The organism is Corynebacterium sp. MSK195 (genome assembly GCF_030228885.1).
Taxonomy (GTDB): domain Bacteria; phylum Actinomycetota; class Actinomycetes; order Mycobacteriales; family Mycobacteriaceae; genus Corynebacterium.
Window position 1 is genome coordinate 1 of record NZ_JASPGT010000009.1, and the last position, 25625, is coordinate 25625.

The 25625-nt window shown below is 63.8% G+C and carries 25 protein-coding genes and 1 tRNA gene; 14 read left to right on the forward strand and 12 right to left on the reverse strand.

The window, feature by feature from the left end:
- Positions 1–161: 161 nt before the first annotated feature.
- Positions 162–1592, reverse strand: coding sequence for an adenylosuccinate lyase (purB, locus tag QP909_RS08970; RefSeq protein WP_284766981.1), 1431 nt, complete (start codon positions 1590–1592; stop codon positions 162–164).
- A gap of 41 nt (positions 1593–1633) precedes the next feature.
- Positions 1634–2908 carry a phosphoribosylamine--glycine ligase gene (gene purD / locus QP909_RS08975; protein WP_284766982.1) on the reverse strand — a complete coding sequence of 425 codons (1275 nt, stop codon included), beginning with the start codon at positions 2906–2908 and terminating at the stop codon, positions 1634–1636.
- Between the two features lie 35 nt (positions 2909–2943).
- On the opposite strand from purD, the gene QP909_RS08980 reads away from it, so the two are divergent.
- Positions 2944–3372, forward strand: a complete 429-nt coding sequence (locus QP909_RS08980) for an HIT family protein (RefSeq protein ID WP_284766983.1) — start codon at positions 2944–2946, stop codon at positions 3370–3372.
- Here the strand turns inward: QP909_RS08980 and QP909_RS08985 are convergent.
- The 3 genes from QP909_RS08985 to QP909_RS08995 form a co-directional block, all read right to left on the reverse strand.
- Positions 3369–4874: a sensor histidine kinase gene (locus QP909_RS08985; RefSeq protein ID WP_284767053.1), complete on the reverse strand. Its 1506-nt coding sequence runs from the start codon at positions 4872–4874 to the stop codon at positions 3369–3371. The two genes, QP909_RS08980 and QP909_RS08985, sit on opposite strands and share 4 nt — an antisense overlap.
- Positions 4875–4886: 12 nt before the next feature.
- Positions 4887–5591 (reverse strand): response regulator transcription factor, encoded by a 705-nt coding sequence (locus QP909_RS08990; protein WP_284766984.1) that lies wholly within the window; start codon positions 5589–5591, stop codon positions 4887–4889.
- A gap of 186 nt (positions 5592–5777) precedes the next feature.
- Positions 5778–7523 (reverse strand): pyruvate dehydrogenase, encoded by a 1746-nt coding sequence (locus tag QP909_RS08995; protein WP_284766985.1) that lies wholly within the window; start codon positions 7521–7523, stop codon positions 5778–5780.
- A 172-nt stretch (positions 7524–7695) separates the two neighbouring features.
- Here QP909_RS08995 and QP909_RS09000 point away from each other — a divergent pair, with 172 nt between their 5' ends.
- Together QP909_RS09000 and QP909_RS09005 are read left to right on the forward strand one after the other, a co-directional pair.
- A complete protein-coding gene (locus QP909_RS09000; protein ID WP_284766986.1) occupies positions 7696–9207 on the forward strand; it encodes an MFS transporter in 1512 nt (503 codons plus the stop codon).
- A complete protein-coding gene (locus QP909_RS09005) occupies positions 9173–9727 on the forward strand; it encodes a TetR family transcriptional regulator (RefSeq protein WP_284766987.1) in 555 nt (184 codons plus the stop codon). Before QP909_RS09000 ends, QP909_RS09005 begins: the two co-directional genes overlap by 35 nt.
- A 28-nt stretch (positions 9728–9755) precedes the next feature.
- On the opposite strand, the gene QP909_RS09010 is transcribed toward QP909_RS09005, so the two are convergent.
- Positions 9756–9828, reverse strand: a tRNA-Thr gene (locus QP909_RS09010).
- Between the two features lie 151 nt (positions 9829–9979).
- Between QP909_RS09010 and thrE the strand changes: the two genes are divergently transcribed.
- The 5 genes from thrE (at position 9980) to otsB (ending at position 14950) form a co-directional block, all read left to right on the forward strand.
- Positions 9980–11716: a threonine/serine exporter ThrE gene (gene thrE, locus QP909_RS09015; RefSeq protein ID WP_284766988.1), complete on the forward strand. Its 1737-nt coding sequence runs from the start codon at positions 9980–9982 to the stop codon at positions 11714–11716.
- An 86-nt stretch (positions 11717–11802) separates the two neighbouring features.
- Positions 11803–12174 (forward strand): hypothetical protein, encoded by a 372-nt coding sequence (locus QP909_RS09020; RefSeq protein ID WP_005325749.1) that lies wholly within the window; start codon positions 11803–11805, stop codon positions 12172–12174.
- 14 nt (positions 12175–12188) lie between these two features.
- A complete protein-coding gene (locus tag QP909_RS09025; RefSeq protein ID WP_284766989.1) occupies positions 12189–13631 on the forward strand; it encodes an alpha,alpha-trehalose-phosphate synthase (UDP-forming) in 1443 nt (480 codons plus the stop codon).
- The gene (locus QP909_RS09030) at positions 13628–14149 is read left to right on the forward strand and encodes an META domain-containing protein (protein ID WP_284766990.1); all 522 of its coding nucleotides are present in this window, start codon (positions 13628–13630) and stop codon (positions 14147–14149) included. The genes QP909_RS09025 and QP909_RS09030 overlap by 4 nt, the downstream gene beginning before the upstream one ends.
- A gap of 18 nt (positions 14150–14167) precedes the next feature.
- Positions 14168–14950: a trehalose-phosphatase gene (gene otsB / locus QP909_RS09035; RefSeq protein ID WP_284766991.1), complete on the forward strand. Its 783-nt coding sequence runs from the start codon at positions 14168–14170 to the stop codon at positions 14948–14950.
- Here otsB and QP909_RS09040 read toward each other — a convergent pair.
- Positions 14947–16044, reverse strand: a complete 1098-nt coding sequence (locus QP909_RS09040; protein WP_284766992.1) for a LacI family DNA-binding transcriptional regulator — start codon at positions 16042–16044, stop codon at positions 14947–14949. The genes otsB and QP909_RS09040 overlap by 4 nt on opposite strands.
- A 50-nt stretch (positions 16045–16094) precedes the next feature.
- Here QP909_RS09040 and QP909_RS09045 point away from each other — a divergent pair, with 50 nt between their 5' ends.
- The 5 genes from QP909_RS09045 (at position 16095) to QP909_RS09065 (ending at position 20605) form a co-directional block, all read left to right on the forward strand.
- On the forward strand, positions 16095–17090 hold the full coding sequence (locus tag QP909_RS09045; RefSeq protein WP_502868646.1) for a metal ABC transporter solute-binding protein, Zn/Mn family: 996 nt from the start codon (positions 16095–16097) through the stop codon (positions 17088–17090).
- Complete coding sequence (locus QP909_RS09050) at positions 17090–17791, forward strand: metal ABC transporter ATP-binding protein (RefSeq protein ID WP_284766994.1); 702 nt, start codon at positions 17090–17092, stop codon at positions 17789–17791. The genes QP909_RS09045 and QP909_RS09050 overlap by 1 nt, the downstream gene beginning before the upstream one ends.
- Positions 17769–18683 (forward strand): metal ABC transporter permease, encoded by a 915-nt coding sequence (locus tag QP909_RS09055; protein ID WP_284766995.1) that lies wholly within the window; start codon positions 17769–17771, stop codon positions 18681–18683. Before QP909_RS09050 ends, QP909_RS09055 begins: the two co-directional genes overlap by 23 nt.
- A gap of 11 nt (positions 18684–18694) precedes the next feature.
- Positions 18695–19531, forward strand: a complete 837-nt coding sequence (locus QP909_RS09060; RefSeq protein WP_284766996.1) for a CE1 family esterase — start codon at positions 18695–18697, stop codon at positions 19529–19531.
- A gap of 63 nt (positions 19532–19594) precedes the next feature.
- Positions 19595–20605: an HNH endonuclease signature motif containing protein gene (locus QP909_RS09065; RefSeq protein ID WP_284766997.1), complete on the forward strand. Its 1011-nt coding sequence runs from the start codon at positions 19595–19597 to the stop codon at positions 20603–20605.
- A 15-nt stretch (positions 20606–20620) separates the two neighbouring features.
- Here QP909_RS09065 and rlmB read toward each other — a convergent pair whose 3' ends face one another.
- Genes rlmB through QP909_RS09090 form a run of 5 tightly spaced genes read right to left on the reverse strand, consistent with a single transcriptional unit; the run spans position 20621 to position 24804 of the window.
- Complete coding sequence (rlmB, locus tag QP909_RS09070; RefSeq protein ID WP_049377351.1) at positions 20621–21568, reverse strand: 23S rRNA (guanosine(2251)-2'-O)-methyltransferase RlmB; 948 nt, start codon at positions 21566–21568, stop codon at positions 20621–20623.
- Positions 21569–21590: 22 nt separating this feature from the next.
- The gene (cysS, locus tag QP909_RS09075; RefSeq protein WP_284766998.1) at positions 21591–22979 is read right to left on the reverse strand and encodes a cysteine--tRNA ligase; all 1389 of its coding nucleotides are present in this window, start codon (positions 22977–22979) and stop codon (positions 21591–21593) included.
- A gap of 44 nt (positions 22980–23023) precedes the next feature.
- The gene (gene ispF / locus QP909_RS09080) at positions 23024–23506 is read right to left on the reverse strand and encodes a 2-C-methyl-D-erythritol 2,4-cyclodiphosphate synthase (protein WP_086588190.1); all 483 of its coding nucleotides are present in this window, start codon (positions 23504–23506) and stop codon (positions 23024–23026) included.
- Positions 23499–24248 carry a 2-C-methyl-D-erythritol 4-phosphate cytidylyltransferase gene (ispD, locus tag QP909_RS09085; protein ID WP_284766999.1) on the reverse strand — a complete coding sequence of 250 codons (750 nt, stop codon included), beginning with the start codon at positions 24246–24248 and terminating at the stop codon, positions 23499–23501. Before ispD ends, ispF begins: the two co-directional genes overlap by 8 nt.
- The gene (locus QP909_RS09090; RefSeq protein WP_005325718.1) at positions 24220–24804 is read right to left on the reverse strand and encodes a CarD family transcriptional regulator; all 585 of its coding nucleotides are present in this window, start codon (positions 24802–24804) and stop codon (positions 24220–24222) included. The genes ispD and QP909_RS09090 overlap by 29 nt, the downstream gene beginning before the upstream one ends.
- A 192-nt stretch (positions 24805–24996) precedes the next feature.
- Between QP909_RS09090 and QP909_RS09095 the strand changes: the two genes are divergently transcribed.
- Positions 24997–25584, forward strand: a complete 588-nt coding sequence (locus tag QP909_RS09095) for a hypothetical protein (RefSeq protein WP_284767000.1) — start codon at positions 24997–24999, stop codon at positions 25582–25584.
- The last annotated feature ends 41 nt before the right edge of the window (positions 25585–25625 follow it).

Here is a 25625-nt window from a genome sequence, read left to right on the forward strand (position 1 = left end):
ACTTCGAGCTCTCAATGAAAACTACTCCCCACTAATCGGAAACTGATTTCTCAGTCCAACTAATGGGGAGCAGTTCACCGCGCGGGATTCGGGGGCTATTTGATCGAAATGCGAAAAAGAAAGACGCACTGCAAAAAGGAAGGAGCCCAGCGAGGATCGTTTTAGAGGATCTCGCCCGGGGTATAGGCCGCGGCCTTGGGATGCTCGCCTACCAGTGCGTTGATGCGGTTGAGCACCTGGCTGACCTGGGACTCGGCGGCGCCGATGAAGGCGTGCTTATCGGCCAGGGCGGCCTCGAGGTCGGACTCGTCCATGGGCAGGCGGTCATCGGCGGCGAGGCGTTGGACTAGGTCCTGCTCACCGCCGTTTTCGCGCATATTGAGCGCGACGGCCACGGCGTTTTCCTTGATGACCTCGTGAGCGGTCTCGCGGCCCACGCCGGCGCGCACGGCCGCCATGAGGATGCGGGTGGTGGCCAGGAAGGGCAGGTAGCGCTCCAGTTCGCGGTCGATCATGGCCGGGAAGGCACCGAACTCGTCGAGGACGGTGAGGAAGGTTTCGAATTGGCCGTCGAGGGCGAAGAAGGCGTCGGGAAGCGCGACGCGGCGGACGACGGAGCAGAAAACATCACCCTCGTTCCACTGCTGGCCAGCGAGGTCCGCGGCCATGGTGAGGTAGCCGCGGAGGATGACCTGCAGGCCGCCGACGCGCTCGCAGGAGCGGGCGTTCATCTTGTGCGGCATGGCAGAGGAGCCAACCTGGCCCTCCTTGAAGCCCTCGGTGACGGTCTCGTTGCCGGCCATCAAGCGGATGGTGGTGGCCAGCGAGGACGGGGCGGCGCCGAGCTCCACGAGGGCGGAGATGGCGTCGAAGTCGAGGGAGCGCGGGTAGACCTGGCCCACGGAATTGAAGATGCGGTGGAAGCCTAGGTAATCCGCGATGGCCGTCTCTAGGGAGGCGAGCTTGTCCTCGGAGCCGCCCATGAGATCGAGCATGTCCTGGGAGGTGCCCATCGGGCCCTTGATGCCGCGCAGCGGGTAACGGCCGAGGAGGTCTTCGACGCGCTCGATGGCCAGCAGCATCTCATCGCCGGCCGTAGCGAAGCGCTTGCCCAGGGTGGTGGCCTGCGCGGCCACGTTGTGGGAGCGGCCCGCCATGACCAAAGACTGGTACTCGGCGGCGTGACGGCCGATGCGGGAGACCACTGCGATGGCCTTATCGCGGATGATCTCCAGCGAGGTGTGGATCTGCAGCTGCTCCACGTTCTCGGTGAGATCGCGGCTGGTCATGCCCTTGTGAATGTGCTCGTAGCCGGCCAGCGCATTGAATTCTTCGATGCGGGCCTTCACATCGTGGCGGGTGACACGCTCGCGCTCCGCGATGGACTCGAGGTTCACGTCCTCTACCACGGCCTCGTAGGCATCAATGGCCTTGGCGGGGATGTCTACGCCCAGATCCTTCTGGGCGCGCATGACCGCGATCCAGAGCTTGCGCTCCAAGATGATTTTATGCTCCGGGCTCCAGATATTGGACAGCTCCGCGGAGGCATAGCGGGAGGACAGGACGTTGGAAATCTTCTTCTTTTCAGCCACGTGGCTATTATTCCATGCCTGCCCCGCCGCGGGGTGAAGGGTTAGAGAGAAATCTCACCGTCTTCTGCTCGCTTGCCGATGTCCCGGCGCACAAAGCCACCCGCAAACTCGATGCCGTCGACGGTGGCGTAGGCGTCTGCGCGGGCGTCGGCAAGCGTGGAACCCTTGCCCAGCACGCTGAGCACGCGGCCGCCCGCGGTGCGGTAGGCGCCATCGGTATGCACGGTGCCGGCATGGAGGACGCGCTGCGGATCGTCCAGGGCGGCGCCGGAGATGGCATCGCCCTTGCGCGGGGAGGCCGGGTAGCCCTCGGCCGCCATGACGATGATGACGGCGAAGCCATCCTCCCACTCCAGCGGCGGGAGCTCGGAGAGGGTGCCGGTGGCCGTGGCGTGGAGGGCCTCAGCCAGTGGGGACTTGAGCAGGGAGAGCACTGCCTGGGTCTCTGGGTCGCCGAAGCGGCAGTTGAACTCGACGACGGCCGGGCCTTCTTCGCCCCAGGCCAGGCCGGCGTAGAGCAGACCGGAATAAGGGGTGCCGCGGCGCGCCATCTCCTTGGCCACAGGGGTGCAGACCTCGTCCACGATGCGCTGCACGCCGTCCTCCGGCAGCCACGGCAGCGGGGTGTAGGCGCCCATGCCACCGGTATTGGGGCCTTCGTCGTTGTCATAGGCACGCTTGTGATCCTGGGCCGGCAGCAGTGGGACGACGGTCTCGCCATCGACTAAGCAGAAGAGAGAGACTTCGGGGCCGTCGAGGAAGGATTCCAACAGCACCGGGTTGCCGGCCGCGAGGACGGCATCGACGTGGGCGCGGGCGGCGGCGCGGTCCGGGGTGACTACGACACCCTTGCCGCCGGCCAGGCCATCGTCTTTGACCACGAACTGCGGGCCAAAGCGGTCGAGGGCGGCTTCAATGTCGTCCTCGGTGGAGCCCGGGCGCAGCTGCTCCGCGCGGGCGGTCTTGACACCGGCGGACTCCATGACGTCCTTGGCAAAGGCCTTGGATCCCTCGATCTGGGCTGCGTCTTTGCTGGGGCCGAAGACAGCGATGCCGGCCGCGCGCAGGGCATCGGCCACGCCGGCGACGAGGGGAACCTCAGGGCCGATGACAACGAGGTCCGCGGCGATGCTCTGGGCGAGCTCCACCATGCGATCAGCGTCATCTACCTGGGAGTAATCCGGGTGGACGGTAGCGAGGGCGGACATGGCCGCGCTGCCCGGCGCGGCGTGGATTTCGGTGCTTTTGAGGTCGGCGGACAGGCCCTTGACAAGGGCGTGTTCACGGCCGCCCGAACCAATTACGAGAATGCGCATGCCCACCATCATAACTAGCGGGTAGCCTGGCACACATGGCTTCTGTATTTACAAAGATCATTAATGGTGAACTACCCGCTCGCTTTGTCTACCGCGATGAGACCTGCGTGGCTTTCCTCTCCATCGAGCCGCTGCGCTACGGCCACACCCTGGTCGTGCCCATCGAGGAAGTAGATAAGTGGACCGACCTGGATCCCCAGACCTGGGCCCACCTCAACGAGGTCGCCCTGGAAATCGGCGGCGCTATCAAGACCGCATTTGATACCCCGCGCACCGGCTACATCATCGCCGGATTCGATGTCCCGCACACCCATATCCACCTCTTCCCCACCGAGAAGATGGAAGAGTATGACTTTGCCAAGGCCTTCGACGCCGAGAACACCGACGATGCCGCGATGGATGAGGCGGCCGCCCGCATCCGTCAGCACCTCGGCTGCAACGAGGACGGTATTCGGGAGGACTAGGGCTCAGAGGGGGCGTCGGCAAGCGCGGGCAGGCGCACCGTAAAGGTGGTGCCGCGGCCGAGCTCGGAGTCGACGCTAATGCTGCCATCGTGCTGCTCCACCAGGGAGTGGACGATGGCCAGGCCCAAGCCGGAGCCACCGGTATCGCGGGTGCGCGAGGTATCCGCGCGGTAGAAACGCTCGAAGATGTGCGCCGCATCTTCCTGGGACATGCCCTTGCCGTCATCGCTGACATCGACCAGCACATCATTGTCCTCGCGGCGCAGGCGCAGCGTCACCGTGGCATCATCGCCGCCGTGGCGGATGCCGTTGGTCACCAGGTTGAGCAGCACCTGGTGCAGGCGGCTCGCATCGCCATTGACCACCGGGATGGACTTGGCATCATTGGCCACCTTAATCTCGCGGCCGGGGAAGGCCGCGCGCGCGGAAGAGCCCACGGACAGGGCCAGCTCCAGCAGGTCTACGGGGTGCAGGTCTAGGCGCGTGCCCTCGGCGCGGGTAAGAGCCAACAGGTCCTCCACCAGCAGGGACATGCGCTTGGACTCATCATCGATCTTAGAAAAGACCAGATCCACGTCCTTGGTGGCGCCGGAGCGATAGAGCTCGGTATAGCCGCGCAGGCTGGTCAGCGGCGTGCGCAGCTCATGCGAGGCATCGCCGACGAAGCGACGCATCTGTTCCTCTTTTTCCTGCGCGCGCACGACGGAGCGCTGCAGCTGCCCCAGCATGATATTGAGCGCGGCGGCCAACTGGCCCACCTCGGTGTGCAGCGGCCATTTGGGAACGCGCTTGTCTAGGTCGCCTGCCGCGATTTGCGACGCCGTCTTTTCCACCACCCGCAGCGGCCGCAACGCCCTGCGAATAAACCAGAAACCTACGGCCGCAATGGCGGCCAAAGCAATGGCAGCAATGGTCACCTGCACCATGGCTAGGCCGTGCAGGATTTCTTTTTCATGGGTCATGTCCTTAGCAATGACCGTGATGACGCCCTTGGAATCCGCGAAGGCGAGCGCGCGCCACTTGGTGTTGTTCTCGATGGAACCCACGGTGGTGGGGTAGCCGCCGAGCGGGATATTCTCCGCATTCGGGGTGGTTGACGATGGTCCCGAGTAGCGGATGGTGCCATCGGGCAGGTAGTTCAACACCACGTATTCGGTAGGCGGGCGCTTGGTGTGATCGCCGATGAAGAAGTCATTACTGATATCGCGCGCCCAAGTAGTCGACGCGGAGCGCAGCTCATCATCAACGTTATTGAAGAGCACGTTGCGCATGATGGAATTCACCGCAAAGGACGAGCCCGTAATGCCGAGCCCGGAGACCACGACGAGGAGGATGACCAGCCACGTCCGCAGCGGCATTGCCTGCGGAATCTGGGAAAACATTCGCCGCTTGGAGGACTTTTCCTCCCCTTCGCCTTGCCCCAGGCCCTCAAGCCACATGGACTGCGGGCGCGCCGCCGCCGGTGCAGGCGCCTGGCCCTGGGTCTCCTGTGAATCTTCCATCACTTAAGCACTTTAGGAGCGCGGGGTGCGCAGTACATAACCCACGCCGCGCACGGTGTGGATCAGCTGCGTCTCGCCGGTATCAATCTTGCGGCGCAGGTAAGAGATATAGGACTCGACCACGTTGCCATCGCCGCCGAAATCGTAGTGCCACACATTGTCCAAAATCTTGGACTTGGACAGCACCACTTCCTTGTTCTGCATGAGGTAGCGCAGGAGGTTGAACTCGGTGGGAGAAAGCTCGATGAGCTCGCCGGCCTTGGTGACCTCATGGGTGTCATCATTGAGCGTCAGATCCGCATAGCTCATGGTGGCATCGTTGGTGGATTCTTCCGCCGCGCCGCCGCGGCGCATGATAACGCGCAGGCGGGTGATCACTTCTTCCAGGCTAAATGGCTTCGTCACGTAATCATCCGCGCCGATGGTCAGGCCGTGGATGCGCTTGTCCACACCGTCCTTAGCGGTGAGGTAGAGCACCGGGCCGTCCAAGCCTTCTTGGCGCAGCTTGCCCAGCAGCTCGAAGCCATCCATGCCCGGCATCATGACGTCCAGGATGTAGGCATCAGGGTTTACTTCGCGGGCAATGCGCAGCGCCTCGTTGCCGGAATTGGCGCTGTACACCTCGAAGTTCTGGAACTTCAGCGATACGGTGAGTAGCTCCACAATATTGGGTTCGTCATCGACGACAAGAACCTTGGCGAGTTTAGTGTCTTCCATGTTCTCCTCAGATCCCCTTAAAGGTTGTGATTTTCTAACACGTCATCATGGCACGCTTGCTTTCCAGCCTACTGAAGAGTTTCTGCCTGAATCCTGTGAACGTGAGTACTCGGCCTGGTCGGGGCAAAAGAAAACCACGCCCCTCCTTAGGTGAGGAAGGGCGTGGTAGCTAGCGCAGCGCGCTATTTAGAAGTCCTGCGGGCGTGGGATGTTGCGCAGGTTGGACTTTGCCATGGTGATCATCTGGCCAACGCCACCGTCCAGAACGGTGCGGGTGGCAGCCTTGGAGAAGCCCATGAGCTGCTCGATGGTCAGCGTCGGTGGCAGGGAGAGGGCGTTGGGGTCAGTAACGACGTCGATAAGAGCCGGGCCGTTATAAGCCAGCGCCTTCTTGATCTGCTCCGGTGCGTCCTTCGGATCCTCGATGCGGAAGTGCTTGATGCCGGAAGCTTCTGCAATCTTGGCGTAGTTGACGGACTCGTGGTCGGTCTCGTGCTCCGGCAGCCCCTGCACCAGCATCTCCAGCTTGACCATGCCCAAAGAAGAGTTGTTGAACACGAACATCTTGATAGGCAGGTTGTGCAGCTTCACGGTGAGCAGCTCACCCATCAGCATGGACAGTCCGCCATCACCGGAGAAGGTGATGACCTGGCGGCCCGGGTTAGCAGCCTGTGCACCTAGTGCCTGCGGCAGGGCGTTGGCCATGGTGCCGTGGCGGAAGGAGCCGATCTGCTCGCGCTTGCCGTTAGCGGTGATGTAGCGAGCGCCCCACACGTTGCACATGCCGGTATCGACGGTGAAGATGGCATCCTCATCGGCGTTCTTGTCAATGAGGTCAGCAACGTACTCCGGGTGGATCGGGGTGTGCTTGTCCACGTTGGAGGTATAAGCCTCAACGACGTGCTCCAGCTTGCCGTAGTGCTTCTTGAGCATCTTGTCCAGGAAGGAGCGGTCCTTCTTCTCATCCACGTGCGGCAAGATGTTCTCGATGGTGGCGGCTACGTCACCGGTGACCGGGTAGGAAATCTTGGTGCGGCGGCCGATGTGGGAGCCGTTGATGTCTACCTGCGCCACATTGGCATCTGGCAGGAAGTCGTTGTACGGGAAGTCGGTACCCAACAGGATGAGCAGGTCAGCCTCGTGGGTGGCCTCGTGTGCCGCACCGTAGCCCAGCAGGCCGTTCATGCCTACGTCAAACGGGTTCTCGTACTGGATGTACATCTTGCCGCCCAGGGCGTGGCCGATGGGAGCCTTGATCTTCTCCGCCAGCTTGAGCACCTGCTCACGGGCGTTCTTGACGCCGGCACCGACGAAGAGGGTGACGGACTTGGCCTCGTTGATGGCCTGGGTCAGGGCAGCGGCCTCGGCCGGATCCGGGAAGACGACCGGGCGGCCAGTAGAGATCTTGGACTCGACGAAGGAGTCATCCTCGGCGTCCTGCATGGAGACGTCACCCGGGATAACGAGGACGGAAACGCCATTGCCGGCCATGCTGGACTGGATGGCGTGGTGCAGGACAACGCCGCCCTGCTCAGCGGAGTTGACCATCTCGCAGTAGCCAGAGCACTCCTGGAAGATTGCCTCTGGGTGGGTCTCCTGGAAGAACTTGGAGCCGATCTGGCGGGATGGGATGTGGGAAGCCAGTGCCAGCACCTTAGCGCCGTTGCGGTGGGCGTCGTACAGGCCCTGGATCAGGTGGGTATTGCCCGGGCCGCAGGATGCGGCACATACAGCCAGCTTGCCGGTGGTCAGGGAATCTGCCTCAGCAGCGAAGGCTGCTGCTTCCTCGTTGCGGACGTGAATCCACTCGATGGAGGAGCGACGAACGGCATCCACGATCGGGTTCAGGGAGTCACCGACGAGGCCATAAATGCGCTCGACACCCTGCTTTTCCAGGGTGTCAACTAGCTGTTCTGCATAGTTACGTGCCATTAAAAATCATCCTTAACTCTTAATTGGTGTTAATACCACTGTGCTACTTAGGCCGCAGGAAAGTCCACTCATCTCCTATACACTCACACACTGCGCCCAGCTGTGAGGAAGGCAATACTAACCTATATTCGGATGCAAACTGTAACGACCGTTCGGTACTGTTTACTGCGCTATGAGTATCCACCCGCCCCGCGCACAAGACCACACCGCTGCGACCTCCACGGCCGCCCAGCGGTGGTCTTTCTGCGCCGTCATCTCTCTGGGGTTACTCATGGTTGGGCTGGATAATTCCATCCTCTACACCGCATTGCCGCAGCTGTCGCAGCAATTGCACACGACCGATACCCAGCAGCTCTGGATTATCAACGCCTACGCGTTGGTGCTCTCCGGCCTCCTTCTTGGCGCCGGCACACTGGGCGATCGCACCGGCCACCGGCGGATGTTCCTCATCGGCTTGGCCGTCTTCGGCGGCGCTTCCCTGCTCGCCGCTTATTCCCCCAGCGCTTGGACGCTGGTTTTAGGTCGCGCCTTCTTGGGCTGCGGCGCCGCCATTATGATGCCGTCGAGCCTTGCGCTTCTCCGCCTGACCTTTCCCGATGAGGTGGAGCGCAATACGGCCATTGGCATCTGGGGTTCTGTCGCCGTCATCGGCGCGGCGGCTGGCCCCACCGTGGGCGGCTTCTTTTTGGAGCATTTCTGGTGGGGCTCGGTCTTTTTGCTCAATGTCCCGGTTGTGGTCGTGACCATTGTGCTGACCTTGTTCCTTGCCCCGCCAAACGCTCCGAACCCTCATAAACACTGGGACTTCCCCTCGTCCCTGTATTCCCTTATCACTCTCGCCAGCCTGGTGCTGGCCATTAAATCCCTGGCACACAACTGGCCGCTAAGCGCCGCCGCAGGCATCGTCTTCATCTGCGGCGCGCTCGCCTTTGGCCGCCGCCAGGCTCGCTTGTCAGATCCCCTGCTGACCTTCGATATCTTTGGCTCCCGCATCTTTAGCGGCGGGGCCCTAACGGCCGGCGGCGCCATGTTCGGTCTCGCCGGCCTGGAGCTGCTGAGTACCCAAAAGCTGCAGCTTGTCGACGCCCTCTCACCCCTCCACGCCGGCCTCATCATCTCCGCCATGGCGCTCTCTGCCATCCCTACCTCCATCCTGGGAGGTGCCACCTTGCATCGCGTGGGGTTCCTCCCACTCATTAGCGGCGGATTCTTGCTCATGGCTGCCGGCATGGCCCTGGTGGTGGTGAGCCGGGGTGAGACGCTTCCCCTACTTGTCTCCGCCTTAGTACTCACCGGCCTAGGCGCGGGCCTGGCCATGTCCGTGTCCTCCACCGCCATCATCAATGCCGCGCCCCTTCATCGCACGGGCATGGCCTCGGGTGTAGAAGCGGTCTCCTATGAATTCGGCACCCTGATCTCCATTGCACTAACTGGCACCCTTGTGCCGCTGCTCATGGCCCGTGAATTGCCCCCGCACCTCGCGGAACTGGGAACCGACGCACTGCATCACCCCGCTTCCCACGCGGCCGCCGCTAGCGCCTACAATGCCGGATATCTTTCCACCATCGGCGGCCTAGCCTGCTTCGCCTTGCTCCTAGCCGCGATAACCGCCTGGTGTTTCCGCGATAACCCCAGATCAGGAGATCCCTATGCCGCGACTCAACAAAAAGGCTGCAGCCCTTGAAGCTGCGCTCGATATCATCGCCGCCGAGGACGTCTCTGGCCTTACCTACGACTCCCTGGCGCAAGCGACCGGCATGTCCAAGTCTGGACTCATTTATCACTTCCCTACCCGCCACGCCTTGCTCGTAGACTGCCATCGGTTTTGCGCCGCACGCTGGGAAACAGAACTCGAGCGCCTGGCCGGCGGCCACCCGGCAAGCGAGCTCAGCTGGGCCGAGCGCTCCCGAGCGCTCGTATTGTCGATGGGCAAGAACGACCCGCTCATCCAACTTTTGATGTGCGTACATTCCCAGACCCATCCGGATTTTTCCGCCCAGTGGGCCGAGGTGGATGCGCGCTGGATGGTCGATCCTTCCGCCGCCGAGACGGACGAGGATGATCTGCTGGTCATGCTTCTTAGTACCGGCCTGTGGGTGCACGATCACCTCAACCAGCGCAAGCTGTCCCCCGCTAATCGCCAGCGCATGGTCGACCGGCTTTTTCGGCTTATTGACGCCCCCTCAAAAACCACCGAAGGCTAGGCCCACCCCTGGGCCTAGCCTCCTTTTGAGCTGGAGACGAGACTTGAACTCGCAACCTACGCATTACAAGTGCGTTGCGCTACCAATTGCGCCACTCCAGCACCGCGGGAGAAATCCCGCTCGTTGCATAGTACCCGAGCCCCGCCGCCGAGGGGAAAGCCGGTCCCCCATCTATGCATTGTCAGGGTGCAGGGGCTAAAGTTCAGGCAGAATCTTTCCCACATTCCCAGCGCTTTTTCGAGGGTTATTTCCGTGTCATTTTTGTCCGCTATGCGGGAGCGCCTGCGCGCTTCCTCGGGCCAGGTAGCCATCATCGACGCGGCTAAAGCCGCACCGCCGCCATCACCACTCGCCCCGGTCGATCTGACCGACGCCGCCCAGGTCACCGGCGTTATGGAGATCGCCGCTCGCATTGGTGAAATCCTCATCGGAGCCGGCACCGCCAACTCGGATGCGCGCGCCCAGGTGCACCTAGCAGCGTCGTCGTATGGCTTGCACTACTGCCACGTGGACATCTTGATGAATACCATCACCATCCACACCACCATCGGCACCGGCGAGCAGCGCAAGAACCTGCACGTCTTCCGCGTGGTGCCGAGCATTGGCGTGGATTTTTCCAAGCTCGCGGCCGTCGATAAGCTCATTCGCTCCATCCACTCCGGCCAGATGCCGCCGGCCATGGCGGAGCAGCGCCTCGATGAGATCGACCGCATGCCCGCGCCCTATAAACCGTCCACGGTCATGCTCGGCTGGGGCGCGATGGGTGGCCTGATTTCCATGATGCTTGGCGGCGACCTGCTCGTCGGCGTAGTGGCTTTTGTGGTCTCCGCGCTCATCATGGGCTTGAACGCCTGGTTGGCTAATTACCGCCTGCCGCCCTTTTATCAGAATGTGGTCGGCGGCTTTTTCGCCGTCTTCCCGGCCGCCATTTTGTACAATGTCGCGGCCTCCTTCGGCATTAATTTCTCGCCCGCACAGATCATTGCCTCCGGCATCATCGTGCTGGTGGCGGGGCTGACGTTGGTGCAATCGCTTGTCGACGGCATCACTCGCGCCCCCGTCACCTCCTCCGCCAGATTCTTCGAGGCCCTGCTGTCCACCGGCGCCATCATCGCCGGCGTGGGCGTGGGCATCCAGCTGGCCGATTCGCTGGGCTTTAACCTGCCGCCGCTGGCCACGCTGGCCCCGCCGGTTTACCACGAAATTCCGCTGCTAGTACTACTTGGCGGTACCGGTTCTGCCGCCTTTGCGCTGGCCTGCGGCGCGGCCTGGATTGAGGTCACCATGTCTGGTCTTACGGCCGCGGCCGGCATGATTTTCTATTACTTCGTGGTGGTGCCCTTCGGCGTCGGCCCGGTGATTGCCTCTGGTCTTTCCGCAGTGGTCGTCGGCCTGGCCGGCGGTTTGATGTCGCGCCGCTGGGGAATCCCGCCGCTTATCACCATGATCGTGGGCTATACGCCGATGCTGCCCGGCCTCATGCTCTACCGCGGCATGTACGCCTCGCTCAATGAGCAGATGATTACCGGCTTTACCAATATGGCAACGGCGCTGGCTATTTCCGGCGCGCTGGCCGCCGGCGTGGTGCTGGGCGAGCGCGTGGCTCGCCGCCTGCGCCGCCCGCAGTATTTCCGCCCCTACTCCGCCTTCAAGCGCATCGGCCGCTTCTCCTTCCACAAGGCCACGCACTTGGCCCGCAAGGCCCCGCGCATCCCGCGCGTGCCGATGTCCCCGTTTGCCCCGCGCGTCAATCGCCCTGAGCTACCACCAAAGCTCGGGCCGAAACCACCGCAGCAGCACCCGCGCCACGAGGCCCAAAGCCATGCGCCGCATACCCGCTCGGCCGCGGACCTGTGGCCGGAGGATTCTCAGTGGCCGGCGCAGCCGCAGCAGCGCGAGAAGACCACCTATACCGTGCCCGGCACCGAAACGTTTCATGCCCAGAAACCGGAGCAGCCAGGCACCGAATCCGGACCCGAGCGGCCCTAAACGCCGCCGGTAGCGTACAATATTTGCTCTGATAGCTTTTCTTGCAAGCGCTTAAGTAGTTTCCACAACGTTCAGGAGGACACGTCGTGCCACCCAAGGTCCAAGACACCCACCCACAGGCTGACCAGAATCACGCCCTTGAGGAGGAGACCTCCCGCGCAGCCCGCCGCATCGTGGCCACCTATGCGCAGGACTTTCTCGACGGCGTGACCCTGATGTCCATGCTGGGCGTGGAGCCAAAGGGCCTGGTGCACAAGAAGGTGCTGGCGGAGCAGGCCGATGCCGCTCCAAAGAAGTCGACCAAGAAATCCAGCAAGAAGTCCACGAAGAAGTCGACTAAGAAGTCCACCAAGAAATCGACGAAGAAGTCGACCAAGAAGGCTACAAAGAAGGCCACCAAAAAGGCGACGAAGAAGGCCTCCAAGAAGGCAACGAAGAAGTCCACGAAGAAGTCTTAAGTTATTCTTGCACCATGAGTGAGCATGGCAATGACTTCGTGGTGGTGGCCAACCGCCTGCCGGTAGATCTGGAAACCCAGCCTGATGGCAGCCATGCCTGGACACCCTCGCCGGGCGGTCTGGTCACCGCTTTGTCTCCAGTCCTCGAATCGCACCAAGGATGCTGGGTGGGCTGGCCCGGTGTGGCCGATGCCGCACCAGAGCCCTTCCGCACCGATACCGGCGTGCTGCTGCACCCAGTCAAGCTCACCGAGTCCGATTTCGAGGGCTTTTACGAAGGTTTTTCTAATGCCACCCTGTGGCCGCTCTACCACGATCTCATCGTCACCCCTACCTATGACCGCGATTGGTGGCACGCCTATCGCGAGGTCAACCTGCGTTTTGCAGACGAGGTAGACGAGGTCGCCGCCGAGGGCGCCACCGTATGGGTACAGGACTACCAGCTGCAGCTTTTACCTGGCATCCTGCGCCAGAAGCGCCCGGATCTCACCATCGGATTCTTCCTGCACATCCCCTTCCCTTCTGCCGATCTCTTCCGCCAGCTGCCCTGGCGCGAGGAGCTCGTGCGCGGGCTACTTGGCGCGGATCTCATCGGCTTCCACTTGGAGGCCAATGCCCGCAACTTCTTGGAGCTTGCCCGCCGCCAGGGCCTCGACGTGGAAGGCGAGGCTAGTACCCGCGAGGTCACCGCGCATATTCGCCTGCCGCAAGGGCGCACCATTGGCGTGGGAGCCTTCCCCATTTCCATCGCAGCAAAGGACTTTGCCGCATTCACTGGGGAGGAGAAAGGGGACGTCGCCAAGCTGCGCGAAGAGCTGGGCTCACCCCAGCGCATTATTTTGGGCGTGGACCGGCTCGATTACACCAAAGGCATCCTGCAGCGGCTGACCGCCTTCGAGGAGCTGCTGGACACCGGCGTACTCGATCCGGAAGAGGTAACGCTGGTGCAGCTCGCCACGCCATCGCGCGAGCGCCTCGACCATTACAAGGCCACTCGCTCCAAGGTGGAAGAAGCCGTTGGCCGCATTAACGGGCGCTTTGCCCGCGTGGGCCACCCGGTGGTGCACTACCAGCACCGCGGCGTGGCCAAGAGCCTCCTGCGCTGCTACTACCGCATGGCCGATGTCATGCTGGTGACCCCCTTCAAGGACGGCATGAACCTGGTGGCCAAGGAATACGTCGCCTGCCACGACGATGGCTCGGGCGCGCTGGTACTCTCCGAGTTCGCCGGCGCGGCCGATGAGCTCAGCCAGGCCTACCTGTGCAATCCCTTCGATATCGAGTCTGTCAAGGCCGCCTTGCTCAATGCGCTCAAGGCGCTTGACGACGCCCCCTCGGCAATGACCCAGCGCATGCTCACCATGCACCAGCAGGTCACCGAGCACGACGTGCAGCTATGGTCCCAGTCCTTCCTGGGCTGCCTGCGCCAGGTCGAAGAACAGGAGGCGGGCGCATGATGTCTCGCTTTACCCGCCTGGCCGCAGCGCCCATTGCCGCGACCTGTGCCGCCGCATTACTGGCCGGCTGTGCTTCCGGCGACGAGGAGCCCCAAGCCCCCGGCGATGAGCAGATCCTGGATAAGCAGTGGCAGGTAGTCTCCATCAACACCACCCCGGACGCCGCCTCCACCATCCCGGAATCCATCCCGCAGGCACCCACGTTGAGCTTTGGCCAGTCCACAATGGTGGGCACCACCGGGTGCGCCCAAATGGTGGGCAAGGTGACCTATTCTGCCGATGATGAGCGCCAAAACATCCGCGAGGGCAACCGCCTCCACTTTGACGAGGTGGAGTTTGACGAGACCTCCGAGGATTGCCACGGCGCGTCCGTGTGGGCCGATAACCTGCTGCGCAACCTGATTTCCGCGGACCACGATTTCCACTACACCGTCAATTCCAATAACCAGCTGGTCTTGGAACTGGTCACCGATGAAGTGGACTCGCCGTCTATCAAGTTGGTTTCCCTGGGCGGATAGTTGCGTAGGCTGGAAGCCATGACGCTTTCAACTGCCATCAAGGCCCTTGCCGCCGCCGAGCACCTCGCGGTGGTGTCGGATTTCGACGGCACGCTCTCCCCCTTCGCCACGGCCATCTATGAGGTCGAGATGAACCAGGAGTCACTGCGCGCCCTGGATAAACTGGCCCACCTGCCGAATACCACCGCAGCCGTTCTCTCCGGCCGCCACCTCGAAGGCCTCCAGCGCGTGTGCCCGCTGCGCGAGCCCGTTCTCTTTGGCGGCTCCCACGGTGCCGAATCCTCCTGGGAGGAGACAGATCTGACCCCCGCGATGCGCGAGCACCTCGCCACCAAGGAAGCCGAGATTCGCGAGATCATGGAGCGCTTCCCCGGCGCGGATATCGAGGTCAAGCCCTTCCAGCGCGTTCTGCACCTGCGCGCGCTCGAGGATTCCGACCCAGAGGCTGCCGCCCAAGCTTATGAGGCCGGCTGCGCGCTCGATCCGGGCGGCTTCCCGCGCACGGCCGGCAAGTCCGTGGTGGAGTTCTCCGCCACCCAGGCCACCAAGGGCACGTGGATTGAGAACTTGCGCGAGCGCACCGGAGCCACCGCCGTGGTCTTCTTGGGCGATGACGTCACCGATGAGGACGGTTTCCGCGCCCTGCACCAGCCGCCAGACGTCGGCGTCAAGGTCGGCGAGGGCGAGACCGCGGCCGTAGTGCAGCTTGCCGACGTCGACGCCGTCGCCCACTTCCTCACCGAACTCGCCGCCGCCCGCGCGGCCCATGTCAGCCGCCCCAACAACGGCGGCGCTGCCTAGCGCGGCGGCGCCACCGTCCGCCCGGCCGCGAAGCTGGTCTGCAGCACGCGCCGTAGCACCGCAGTTTCGCCCGCGCCCGATTCCTCTGTGCCCGCGATGAGTTTGGCAAGCATGTGGCCGGCGGCCGCGCCCTTGGCCTTATTGGGTTGGACGATCGTCGTCAAGCCAAGGCGCTGCGCCGCATCAATGCCGTCGAAGCCGGTAACGGATAACTCACCGGGGACGTCGATGCCCCGCTCGCGCGCATAGGTCATCACGCCCAGCGCCATCGAGTCGGTTGTGCACAGGACGGCGGTGAGGTCGGGGTGGGCGTCGAGAAGCAACTGCGCGGCCGCCCGCGTGGTGTGCGCATCGTTGATGTGTTGAGTAACCACGGGCACGGTCTCGGGCGCGATGCCCGCCTGCGCAAAGACGTCCATGGCACCCATGACCCGGGCGCGCTGCACGTGCATATCGGCGCCCTGCAGCTCACCCCACGAAATGGGGCCATCGTGGCGCTCGCGTTTGAGACGAATCGCCAGCACTCCAATCTTGCGGTGGCCGGCCTCCACCAGCGCGCGGGCGGCCGGGGCAATCGCCGCGCGATCATCGATGCCCACGAACGGCAGGCCCGAATCCGTCGGCTGATCGCAGACCACCACCGGCAGCCCGCGGCCGCGCGCCGCCTCGAGGTAGGCATCCTCGGCCGCCACGGAGTAGACCACAAAGCCATCCACCGCAGCCGAGCCCACCAGGCTGGCCGCCTCCGCCTCGCCCTCAGGACCGGCCGGGATGAGGGTGAGCGTAGTCTGCGCGCCGGCCGAGGCTTCTGCCATGCCAGCCAGGAAATCCACCGAGGCCATGTCCTCGAAGGCATAGGACAGGTGCTCGGTCAGCAGCACGCCCACCGAGCCCGCGCGGCGAGTGCGCAGGCTGCGGGCCGTAGGGTCCGGCCCAGGATACCCCCGCGCCTTCGCCGCCGCCAGGATGCGCTCGCGCGTTGCGGCCGAAAGCTGGTCCGGCCGACTATAAGCATTGGATACCGTCGTGCGCGAAACACCCAGTTCGGCGGCCAGCGAGGCTAGCGTCTTGCGGGTGGGGCTGCGTTTCACCATGGCCGCAAGCATACCCCGCGGCCGTGTTTTCAATACATATTCAATTGACAATGGTTCCCATCAAACGCACACTGGAAGCTATGCATACCTCACTTCGCGCATCCGCAGCCCTCCTCGCGGCCGGTGGCCTCCTGCTGACCGCCACCGCCTGCTCCTCCGACACCGAGGACTCGGCCGCCGAGCCGGGCGCCCAGAAGAAGATTTCCATCGTCGCGTCCACCTCCATCTGGGCCGACGTCGCCCAAGCCGTGGCCGATACCGCCTCCGGCGTGGACATCGAGGTCAAGCCCATCGTCGAGGGCAACGGCGTTGACCCGCACCACTTCGAGCCTTCCGCGGCCGATATCGCCAAGGCCGAGGACGCGGACCTGCTCGTGGTCAACGGCGGCGGCTACGATTCCTGGATTTACCAGGCCGTCTCCGACCAGGACAACATCATCTCCGCCCTGCCGCTCACCGATCACGGCAAACTGGCCGATGAACCCAATGTCATGACCATCGACGCCGCCAAGGCCACCGCCAAGAAGGACCCGAAGAAGGTCACCAATATCGAGGGCAACGAGCACATCTGGTACGACCCGGCCGCGCTTGACGAGGTCGCAGGAAATATCGCTGACCAGATCAACGAACTCAATACCGATGCCAACGCCAGCACCGAGCGCGTGGATTCCCACGTCGACCGCCTGCGCGACAAGCTCAAGGAACTGCCGGGCGACCTCTCCTACGCGCAGACCGAGCCGATTGCGGACTACATCATGAAGTACACCTCCGGCAAGGATGTCACCCCAGAGGGCTACCGCAAGGCCACTATTTCTGAGGGCGAGCCCACCGCGGCCGACCTCGCTGCCTTCACCAAGGCGATTAAAGAGGACAAGGTAGACCTGCTTATCTTTAACCCACAGACCGAAACCGATACCGCCGGCCGCATCAAGTCCGCCGCGGAGGATGCGGACGTCTCTATCGTCGAAATCGGCGAGACCCCACCGGATGGCAAAGAATTCTGGACCTACTATGACGAGGTCACCGATTCCCTAGGGCAGCTCTAGTGCTCATCCAGTTTCATGACGCAGCGGTTGCCCCGCTGTGGTCCAGCCTTAACCTCGCCGTTGACCGCGGCGAGTTTATCGCCGTTTTGGGCCCCAATGGCGTGGGCAAATCCACCCTGCTCGGCACCATCTTGGGAACCCGCAAGCTCACGGCCGGCACCGTCGACGTTAACTGCCGCGTCGGCTTCATCCCGCAGCAACGCATGTTCCCGGCCGACCTGCCGCTGCGCGCCCGCGATTTAGTCTCGCTCTCGCTCGCCCACGGCGCTTTCCGACGCCGCCGCCCACCCCGCCATCGCGTCGACGAGCTCCTCGCCGAGGTCGGTGCCACCGGCCTGCGCGACCGCCGCGTCGGCCAGCTTTCCGGCGGCCAGCAGCAGCTCATCCGCCAAGCCCAAGCGCTGGCCAACGACCCCGAGCTCATCCTCGCCGACGAGCCGCTGCTCTCGCTCGACCCGGCACGCCAGCAAGCCACCGTGGACAAGCTGGATGCGCTGCGCCGCGAGCGCGGTACCTCCATCATGTTTGTCACCCATGGCATCAACCCGGTGCTCGGCGTGACCGATAAGGTGCTCTACCTCGCCCCTGGCGGCCATACCTTCGGCACCGTGGATGAGGTCATGCGCTCCGATGTCCTTTCCGAGCTCTACGGTTCCAAGGTCAACGTCTTAAACGTCGATGGGAGGCTTATCGTTGTCTAGCTTTGTAGAAGACACCCAGTACCTGCTCAGCGTGGACTTTGTGCAGTCCTCGCTTATCGCCTCCGCGTTGCTGGGCATTCTCTCCGGCGTGATGACCTCGCTCATCGTGCTGCGCCAGATGTCCTTTTCCGTCCACGCCACCTCCGAGCTTGCGCTCATGGGTGCCTCGGCCGCGCTGCTCTTCGGCCTCAACCTGGGCTTCGGCGCGGTGGCCGGCGCCATCGTCGCCGCCATCATCCTCGCCGTGCTGGGCTTTAAGGGCCAACAAGATAGCGCCATCGGCGTGGTCATGAGCTTTGGCCTCGGCCTCTCGGTGCTGTTTTTACACCTCTACCCCGGCAATGCAAATACCGCGATGACGTTGCTGACCGGCCAGATCGTCGGTGTGTCTTCGGCCTCGGTATGGCTCTTGGCCGCGACCACCGTGGTCATCCTCGCCGCCGTAGCCATCCTGTGGCGGCCGATGCTCTTCGCTTCGGCCGACCCGGTCATGGCCCAGGCAGCCGGCGTACCCACCCGCTTCATTTCCGTCGCCTTCGCCGTACTCGTAGGCTTGGCGGCCGCGCAGTCGGTACAAATTGTCGGCTCGCTGCTCGTCATGGCTCTGCTCATTACCCCGGGTGCGGCGGCCGTGCAGATTACTTCCTCGCCCCTGCGCGCGGTCATGTGGGCCACCATCTTTGCTGAGGTCTCGGCCGTGGGCGGCTTTGTCTTGTCGCTCGCGCCCGGCCTTCCAGTCTCGGTTTTTGTTACCACCATTTCTTTTGTCATTTACTTGGTGTGCCGCCTCATTGGCTGGCAGCGCAATAAAAAGGCGGTGCGTGACGAGGTCGCCGCGCAGCGCTTCCACGCCGACTGCCACAGCACCGCCGAGGAGCACCACGCCGACTAGACTGGGCGGCTATGCACGTACACCGCCGCACCGCGGATGTGGATGGCCGCACCCGCCGCTTCCTCGTCATCGCGCCGGATAACCCCGGCCCGCGCCCGGACCTCTTGCTCTTCTTCCACGGCTCGCTGCAGTCCGGCAGCGTGATGCGCCGCTTTACCAACGGCACCTTCGACGAACTTGCCGACGCCACCAATACCGTCCTCGTCTACCCCGACGGCATCGACCGCCATTTCAACGATTGCCGCAGCATCCTGCCGGTTACCGCCCGCGCGGAGAACGTGGACGACGTTGCCTTTACTGCCTTCCTCGTCGAAGAGATGCGGCGCGAATTCGGTACCGACCGCACCTTTGCCTGCGGCTACTCCAACGGCGGGCAGATGGTGCTCCGCCTGCTTTTCGACGCCCCCTTTAGCCTCACCCGCGCCTGCATTTTCGCTTCCACCCTGGGCGAGGGCGACAACCACGCGCCCAGCAACCCGGCCGGTTACAGGCCCACGCCACTGCTGTTTTTCCACGGCACCGCCGACCCGTACGCGCCTTATGAGGGCGGGGTCGCCGGGCTGGATGCCGAGCGCACCCGCGGACGTGTGCTTTCCGCGCCGGCCACCGCCGAGCACTTCGCGCTGGCCAATGGTTGCCAGCCGCCGCGCGACTACCGCCCCACCGCGGATGTCACCGCCACCGCATACGACGGCGATTTCCCCGTCGAGCTGTGGACCATGAAAGGCCTCGGCCACGTGATTCCCTCTAGCATGAAAACCGACCCACGCATAGGCCCAAATACGGATTCCTTCCGCGCTGTGGATAAGGTCCGCGAGTTCTTCGGCCTCGACGACGCCCAGGCTTAGTTATCCACACCCGCACCCAACGCACCGCGCGCCGGCGTGCACCCGCACTTAACGTGTGGAGCCGTGAACGCGCTACAAACATTCTTGACAGGCCTGGCCGCCGGCATGGACATCATCGCCGACTGCCATGGCCTTACTAAGCGCGCGCTTATCGACGCCGGCTGCCCCGACACCACCGCCGCCCGCCTTCTCACCCTCGCCGATACCTACTTCGGCCCCACCGCCTTTAGCCGGCTCCAGCGCGAATCCATCGCAGCGGCGCGCACCAACGAGCACAGCCTCACCGCGCTGCTGGCCATCGAGCGCCACGCCACCAAGCTGAAGAATAAGCGCCAGGCCTGGGCGCTGCGGCGGGAGCTGTGTGGGATGAAGGGGGACGTGTCGGACGTCGATAAGCAGGGGCGCAAGCGCGTGCGCGAGATTAAAGGCCCGCCGCAGCGCAAGCCCGGTGTCAAGCTCTACCGCCGCGCCGATGGGCCGTGGACCATGACCATTACCGGCAAGTCTGCGGACATCGCGGATATGCACGCCGCGCTTGATAAGGACGCCCCACTCGATTCGGTGCGCAAGATTTTCCAAGGCGACGCCGCGGCCTCCCCCGCGACCGTGACCACCACTGTGGTGCTGCGCTTGGACGAACTCGACCGCGTCGTCGACACCGCGGGCGATGACATCACCCTGCAGCTCACCAATGGTGCCCGGATGACCGGCGCGGACCTAGTGCGCCGCGCATTTACCGCGCACGGCTATGTGACTCTGATCCACCCCGTTAAAGGCCCAGTGAACTTGTACCGCACTGAGCGGCTCGCCTCGCCGAAGCAACGGACAATGGCCGCCGCGGAAAATCCCACCTGCCCGTGGCCGCAGTGCAATTACCCCGCCGATGAATGCCAAGTCCACCACCTCACCGCGTGGCGCCACGGCGGCGAAACTAACCCCGAAAATCTCACCATCGCCTGCCCGTATCACAACGGCGTCAACGACGATGACCCCAACGCCCCGCCGCTGCGCGGCCGCCTGGCCAGGGTGAATGGAACCATTAAGTGGCTTCCACCCTGGGCGGAAAGCGGCTAAAAACCTCGCTGGAGGTTACTGGGCCGCGCGGCGCTGGCGTGCGAATTCGGAGAGCACGGAGCCGGCCGCGACGGAAGCATTGAGGGACTCGACCCAGTCCGTCATCGGGATGGACATGATGACGTCGCAGTTTTCGCGCACCAAGCGGGAAATACCCTTGCCCTCGGAGCCGATGACGATGACCACGGGATCCGTCGCCCCGTTATAGGTATCCAGCGTGTGCTCGCCGCCGGCGTCCAGGCCGACGACCTGGTAACCGCTCTTTTGGAATTGCTGCACGGTGCGGGTGATATTCGTCGCGCGGGCAACCGGCAGGCGCGCCGCCGTGCCGGCCGAGGTACGCCACGCCACGGCGGTCACGGACGCGGAGCGACGCTCAGGGATGATGACGCCGTCGCCGCCGAAGGCCGCCACGGAGCGGATGACCGCGCCGAGGTTGCGCGGGTCGGTGATGTTATCCAGGATGACGAACATGCCTGGGCGTGCGTTCTCTGCTGCACGGGCGATGAGCTCGTCGACGTCGGCGTACTTATACGGCGGAATCTGCAGCCCGATGCCTTGGTGCATGCCGTTACCGGTCATGCGGTCCATCTCGTGGCGTTGCACCTCGATGATGGGGATATTGCGGGTATTGCACATGGCCACGGCCTCGGACAGTCGCTTGTCATTGCGGGTGCCGGCCACGATGTAGAGCGTGGTGGCCGGCACCTTGGCGTGCAGACACTCGATGACCGGGTTGCGGCCCACGACCATCTCGGCGGTCTCCTTCTGGTGGCGGCCGGAGTTGCGGCGCTCGCGCTCCAGCTTGGCCTTGTGCTTGGCGTGGTAGATGCGGTCCTCCGCCTTGGGCGTCGGGCCCTTGCCGGCTAGGCCCTTGCGGCGCTGGCCGCCGGAGCCCTTGGTTGCGCCCTTCTTATTGGTCTTGCGGATTCCCGCGCCACCGCGGCCGTGGGTACGTGCCATAATTTATGTCCTTTCGGAGTGCTTAACGCTGCGCCAGCGACCAGGTCGGGCCGTCTGGTGTATCGGTGATGGTGATGCCGGCGGCCGCAAGGCGGTCACGGACGGCGTCGGCAGTAGCGAAGTCCTTGTCCGCACGCGCCTGGGTGCGCCGCTCCAGCTCAGCTTGTACCAGCGCATCCAGCGCGGCATCCGCCCCGCTAGCTTGCGCTCCATCTTCCCACTCCAGCGGGTCAAAGCCAAGTACGTGCGCCATCGCGCGGACCTGGCTGGCCAGCGTGCGCGCCTCGGCCTCATCGCCGGCCGCGAGCGCCTTATTGCCGGCGCGGACGGTGGTGTGGATTTCCGCCAAAGCCTTGGGCACCGCGATGTCATCATTCATCGCGTCTTCAAAGCCCTGCGTCCACTCGCCAAGCTCCAGATCGTCGAAGTGGCCGAGGAAGTCCTCGATGCGGCGGTAGCCGGCGGCGGCCTCGGTCAGCGCGGCTTCGGAATACTCCAGCACGGAGCGGTAGTGTGCCGAGCCCAGGTAGTAGCGCAGCTCCACCGGGCGCACCAGCTCCAGCATATTCGGGATAGACAGCACGTTGCCCAACGACTTCGACATCTTCTCACCCGACATCGTCACCCAGTGGTTGTGCATCCAGTAATTAGCGAACTTATCGCCGGCCGCGTGCGACTGCGCGATTTCGTTCTCGTGGTGCGGGAACTGCAGGTCCAGGCCGCCGCAGTGGATATCGAAATTAGAGCCCAGGTAATAGGTGGACATGGCCGAGCACTCCAGGTGCCAGCCAGGGCGGCCGTCGCCCCACGGGGTAGGCCAGCTGGGCTCGCCCGGCTTCGCGGCCTTCCACAGGGCAAAGTCCTGTGCGCCGCGCTTGGCGGAATCCTCGCCTTCGCCCTGCTCCATTTCCTCTACCTTGTTGCCGGACAGCGAACCATAATCGGAGCCTTCGGCCTTGGTCCAGGCGGCGACGTCGAAGTAGACGGAGCCGTCGGCGGGGTAGGCAAAGCCGGCGTCGATAAGCCGCTGCATATAGTCGACCATCTGGGTGACAAAGCCGGTCGCGCGCGGCTCTACCGAAGGCGGGATGACGCCCAGGGTGTTATAGGCCTTAGTGAACTCGCGCTCATACGTCGACACCCACTCCCACCAGGGGCGATTATTCTCGGCCGCCTTGGTGAGGATCTTGTCATCAATATCTGTGACGTTGCGCACCAGGGCTACGTCATAGCCTTGGGCGAGCAGCCAGCGGCGCAGGATGTCGAAGGCGACGCCGGAGCGCAGATGCCCAATGTGCGGCTGCGCCTGCGGGGTGGCGCCGCACAGATAAATCGAGGCGTGGCCGGGGCGAATCGGCTCGAAATCGCGTTGGCTGCGGGTGGCTGTGTCATAAATGCGCAAAGTACTCACGCCACCCAGTCTAATTGACGCGTGCGCGGGGTTAGTGTGGTGGGCTAGGCGCGCCAGACGACGGCCGTGGCAACCGCTGCGCGGCCCTCCTTCCGGCCGGTGAAGCCTAAGTGGTCCGTCGTGGTGGCAGAGACGGACACGGGGGCACCAAGGATTTCGCTCAGTACCGCTTCGGCCTCTTCGCGGCGCGGGCCCATCTTGGGGGTCTGGCCGATGAGCTGGGCCGCGGCGTTGCCGATGATAAAGCCTTCGGATTCGAGCAGTTCGCGGCATTCGCGCAGCAGTTTCGCTCCGGATACGCCGTCGTATTCGGGCCGGCCGACACCCACGAAGGAGCCAAGGTCGCCGAGGTGGGAGGCGGATAAGAGGGCGTCGACAAGCGCGTGCGCTACCACGTCCCCGTCGGAGTGGCCCTCGCAGCCATCCACGCCCTCGAAGAGCAGGCCGGCGATCCAGCAGTCCTTGCCGGCCTCGATCTGGTGAGCATCGGTGGCGATGCCTACGCGCGGGATAATCGGGTTAGTCATGGGTCTCCTCGGTCAGGGCGTGGGCCAGGGTGAGATCGATGGGCGTGGTGATTTTGAACGCCAGGGTATCGCCTGGCACGGTTGCCACGCGCTCGCCGTGCCATTCCATGAGGCTGGCGTCATCCGTGGCGGTGAATTCGGGCTGCTCGGCCCAATAATCGAGGTTGGCCTGGCGCAGTGCAGGCAGGCGGAAGGCCTGCGGGGTTTGCACGGCGCGCAGGCGGGAGCGGTCGGGAGTGCTCACCACGGCGTCGGCCGCGACTTCCTTGATGGTATCGGCCACGGGAACCACGGGCACGGCCGCGGGGGCGCCTTCGAGCACACGCTTAGCGACGCCCCGCACCATCGCCGGCGGAGTCAGCGCCCGGGCCGCATCGTGGATGAGTACCACGGCGTCGTCGTCGGGAATTGCTTGCAGGCCGGCCCACACGGAATCGGCGCGCTCGCTGCCGCCGTGCACGAGGCGGATGGGCGCGGCGTTGGTGGTGTCTTTAGCGCCTGCGGTGTCGATGCGGCCGATAATCCGGGCTGCTTCGGGCTCCATATCTGGGCTGACCAGCACAATGACCTCGTCCACCACGCCGGAGGCCAGCAGCGCGCGCACGGAGCGCTCCAAGAGGGTGCGCCCGCGCAGCTCGACATAAGCCTTGGGCACCTCGGCACCGAGGCGGGTGCCTTGGCCGGCGGCCGCGATGAGCGCGATGACGCGCGGTTTAGTCTTCGTCGTCGAAGGAGAGGTCATCGAGATCGATGTCGTTGTCGATATCGGTGGTGATGGACTTATCGTCTACCAATCCGGCCGCGCGGTGGCGCTCGATGGTGGCATCGATCTCTTCCATCATGGTGTCGGCCTTCTTCTCATCGACCGGCTTGGCCAGCGCGAGCTCGCCCACCAGGATGGTGCGGGCCTTGCCCAGCATGCGCTTCTCGCCGGCCGAAAGGCCACGGTCCTGGTCGCGACGCCACAGGTCGCGAACGACCTCGGCGACCTTATTGATATCGCCGGAGGCCAAGCGCTCCTGGTTAGCCTTATAACGGCGGGACCAGTTGCCGGCCTCTTCAACGTCCTCGTCACGCAGCACGGAAAAGACCTTTTCCAGGCCTTCCTTGCCCACGACGTCGCGCACGCCGACGTTATCGGCATTCTTGATGGGCACGCGGACGACTAGGTCGGACTGGTTGATGTGCAGCACCAGGTATTCCAGCGTCTCGCCGCCCATCTCGCGGGTCTCGATATCCTCGATGACGGCCGCACCGTGGTGCGGGTAGACGACGACCTCGCCGACCTTATACTCCATTGCCACTCCTTGTGTTCCCGATTTATCCCGGTTGACTAAGGCCGCCATTTTATCACGCACGGCCGCCCCGCCTGCGGATACCCCCGTATACCCCCACGGTCTACCCGCCCGGTTTGGGACAAACTGTGTACTTTAATGCGAAAGGGACTAGGCTAAAGCGTTGATAAGCCCTGTGATCGCAATTGATGGAGGATGCTCAACGTGCAGTCCCTGAAGTCCGCCGCCCGCCGCGGTGCCATTATTTCCGTTACCGCCGTCTCCGCTCTGGCGCTGGCTTCTTGCTCGGCGGGTCATGTCACCCAGACCGCTGACAAGGTGGCTGCGGTCGATGGCGCTTCTGCAAGCACGGAAGACAACAAGGTTGCGGTTCGCGATGTCACCATCCTGGTAGAACCAGATGGCACCGCTGCCCTGAAGTTCACCGCCGTAAACCAGGGCTACGATACCGATGTCATCTCCTTGGAGTCCGTCAAGGTCGATGGCCAGCGCGTAGAGATGGACAAGGCTCAGCCGCTGCACCGCGACCAGTCCATCATCGCGGATTCCCAGAAGAACCTGGACGCCACCACCCAGCAGGATTCCGAGACCGTCCAGTACATCGCCACTACGCTGAAGAACGATGACTTCGGCTACGCCGGCAGCCGCCCAGTCACCTTCGAGTTCTCCAACGGTTCCATCGACGTGGACGCCACTATCGCCGCCACCCAGATGCAGTCCGGCGAGTTCGACCGCGACGTCGAGTCGTCCGAGGGCTACTCCTCCGAGGCTCCAAAGAACTAAGCCCCACCGCCCAAAAGTCTCGCCTCCAGCCCGTTTCGGGC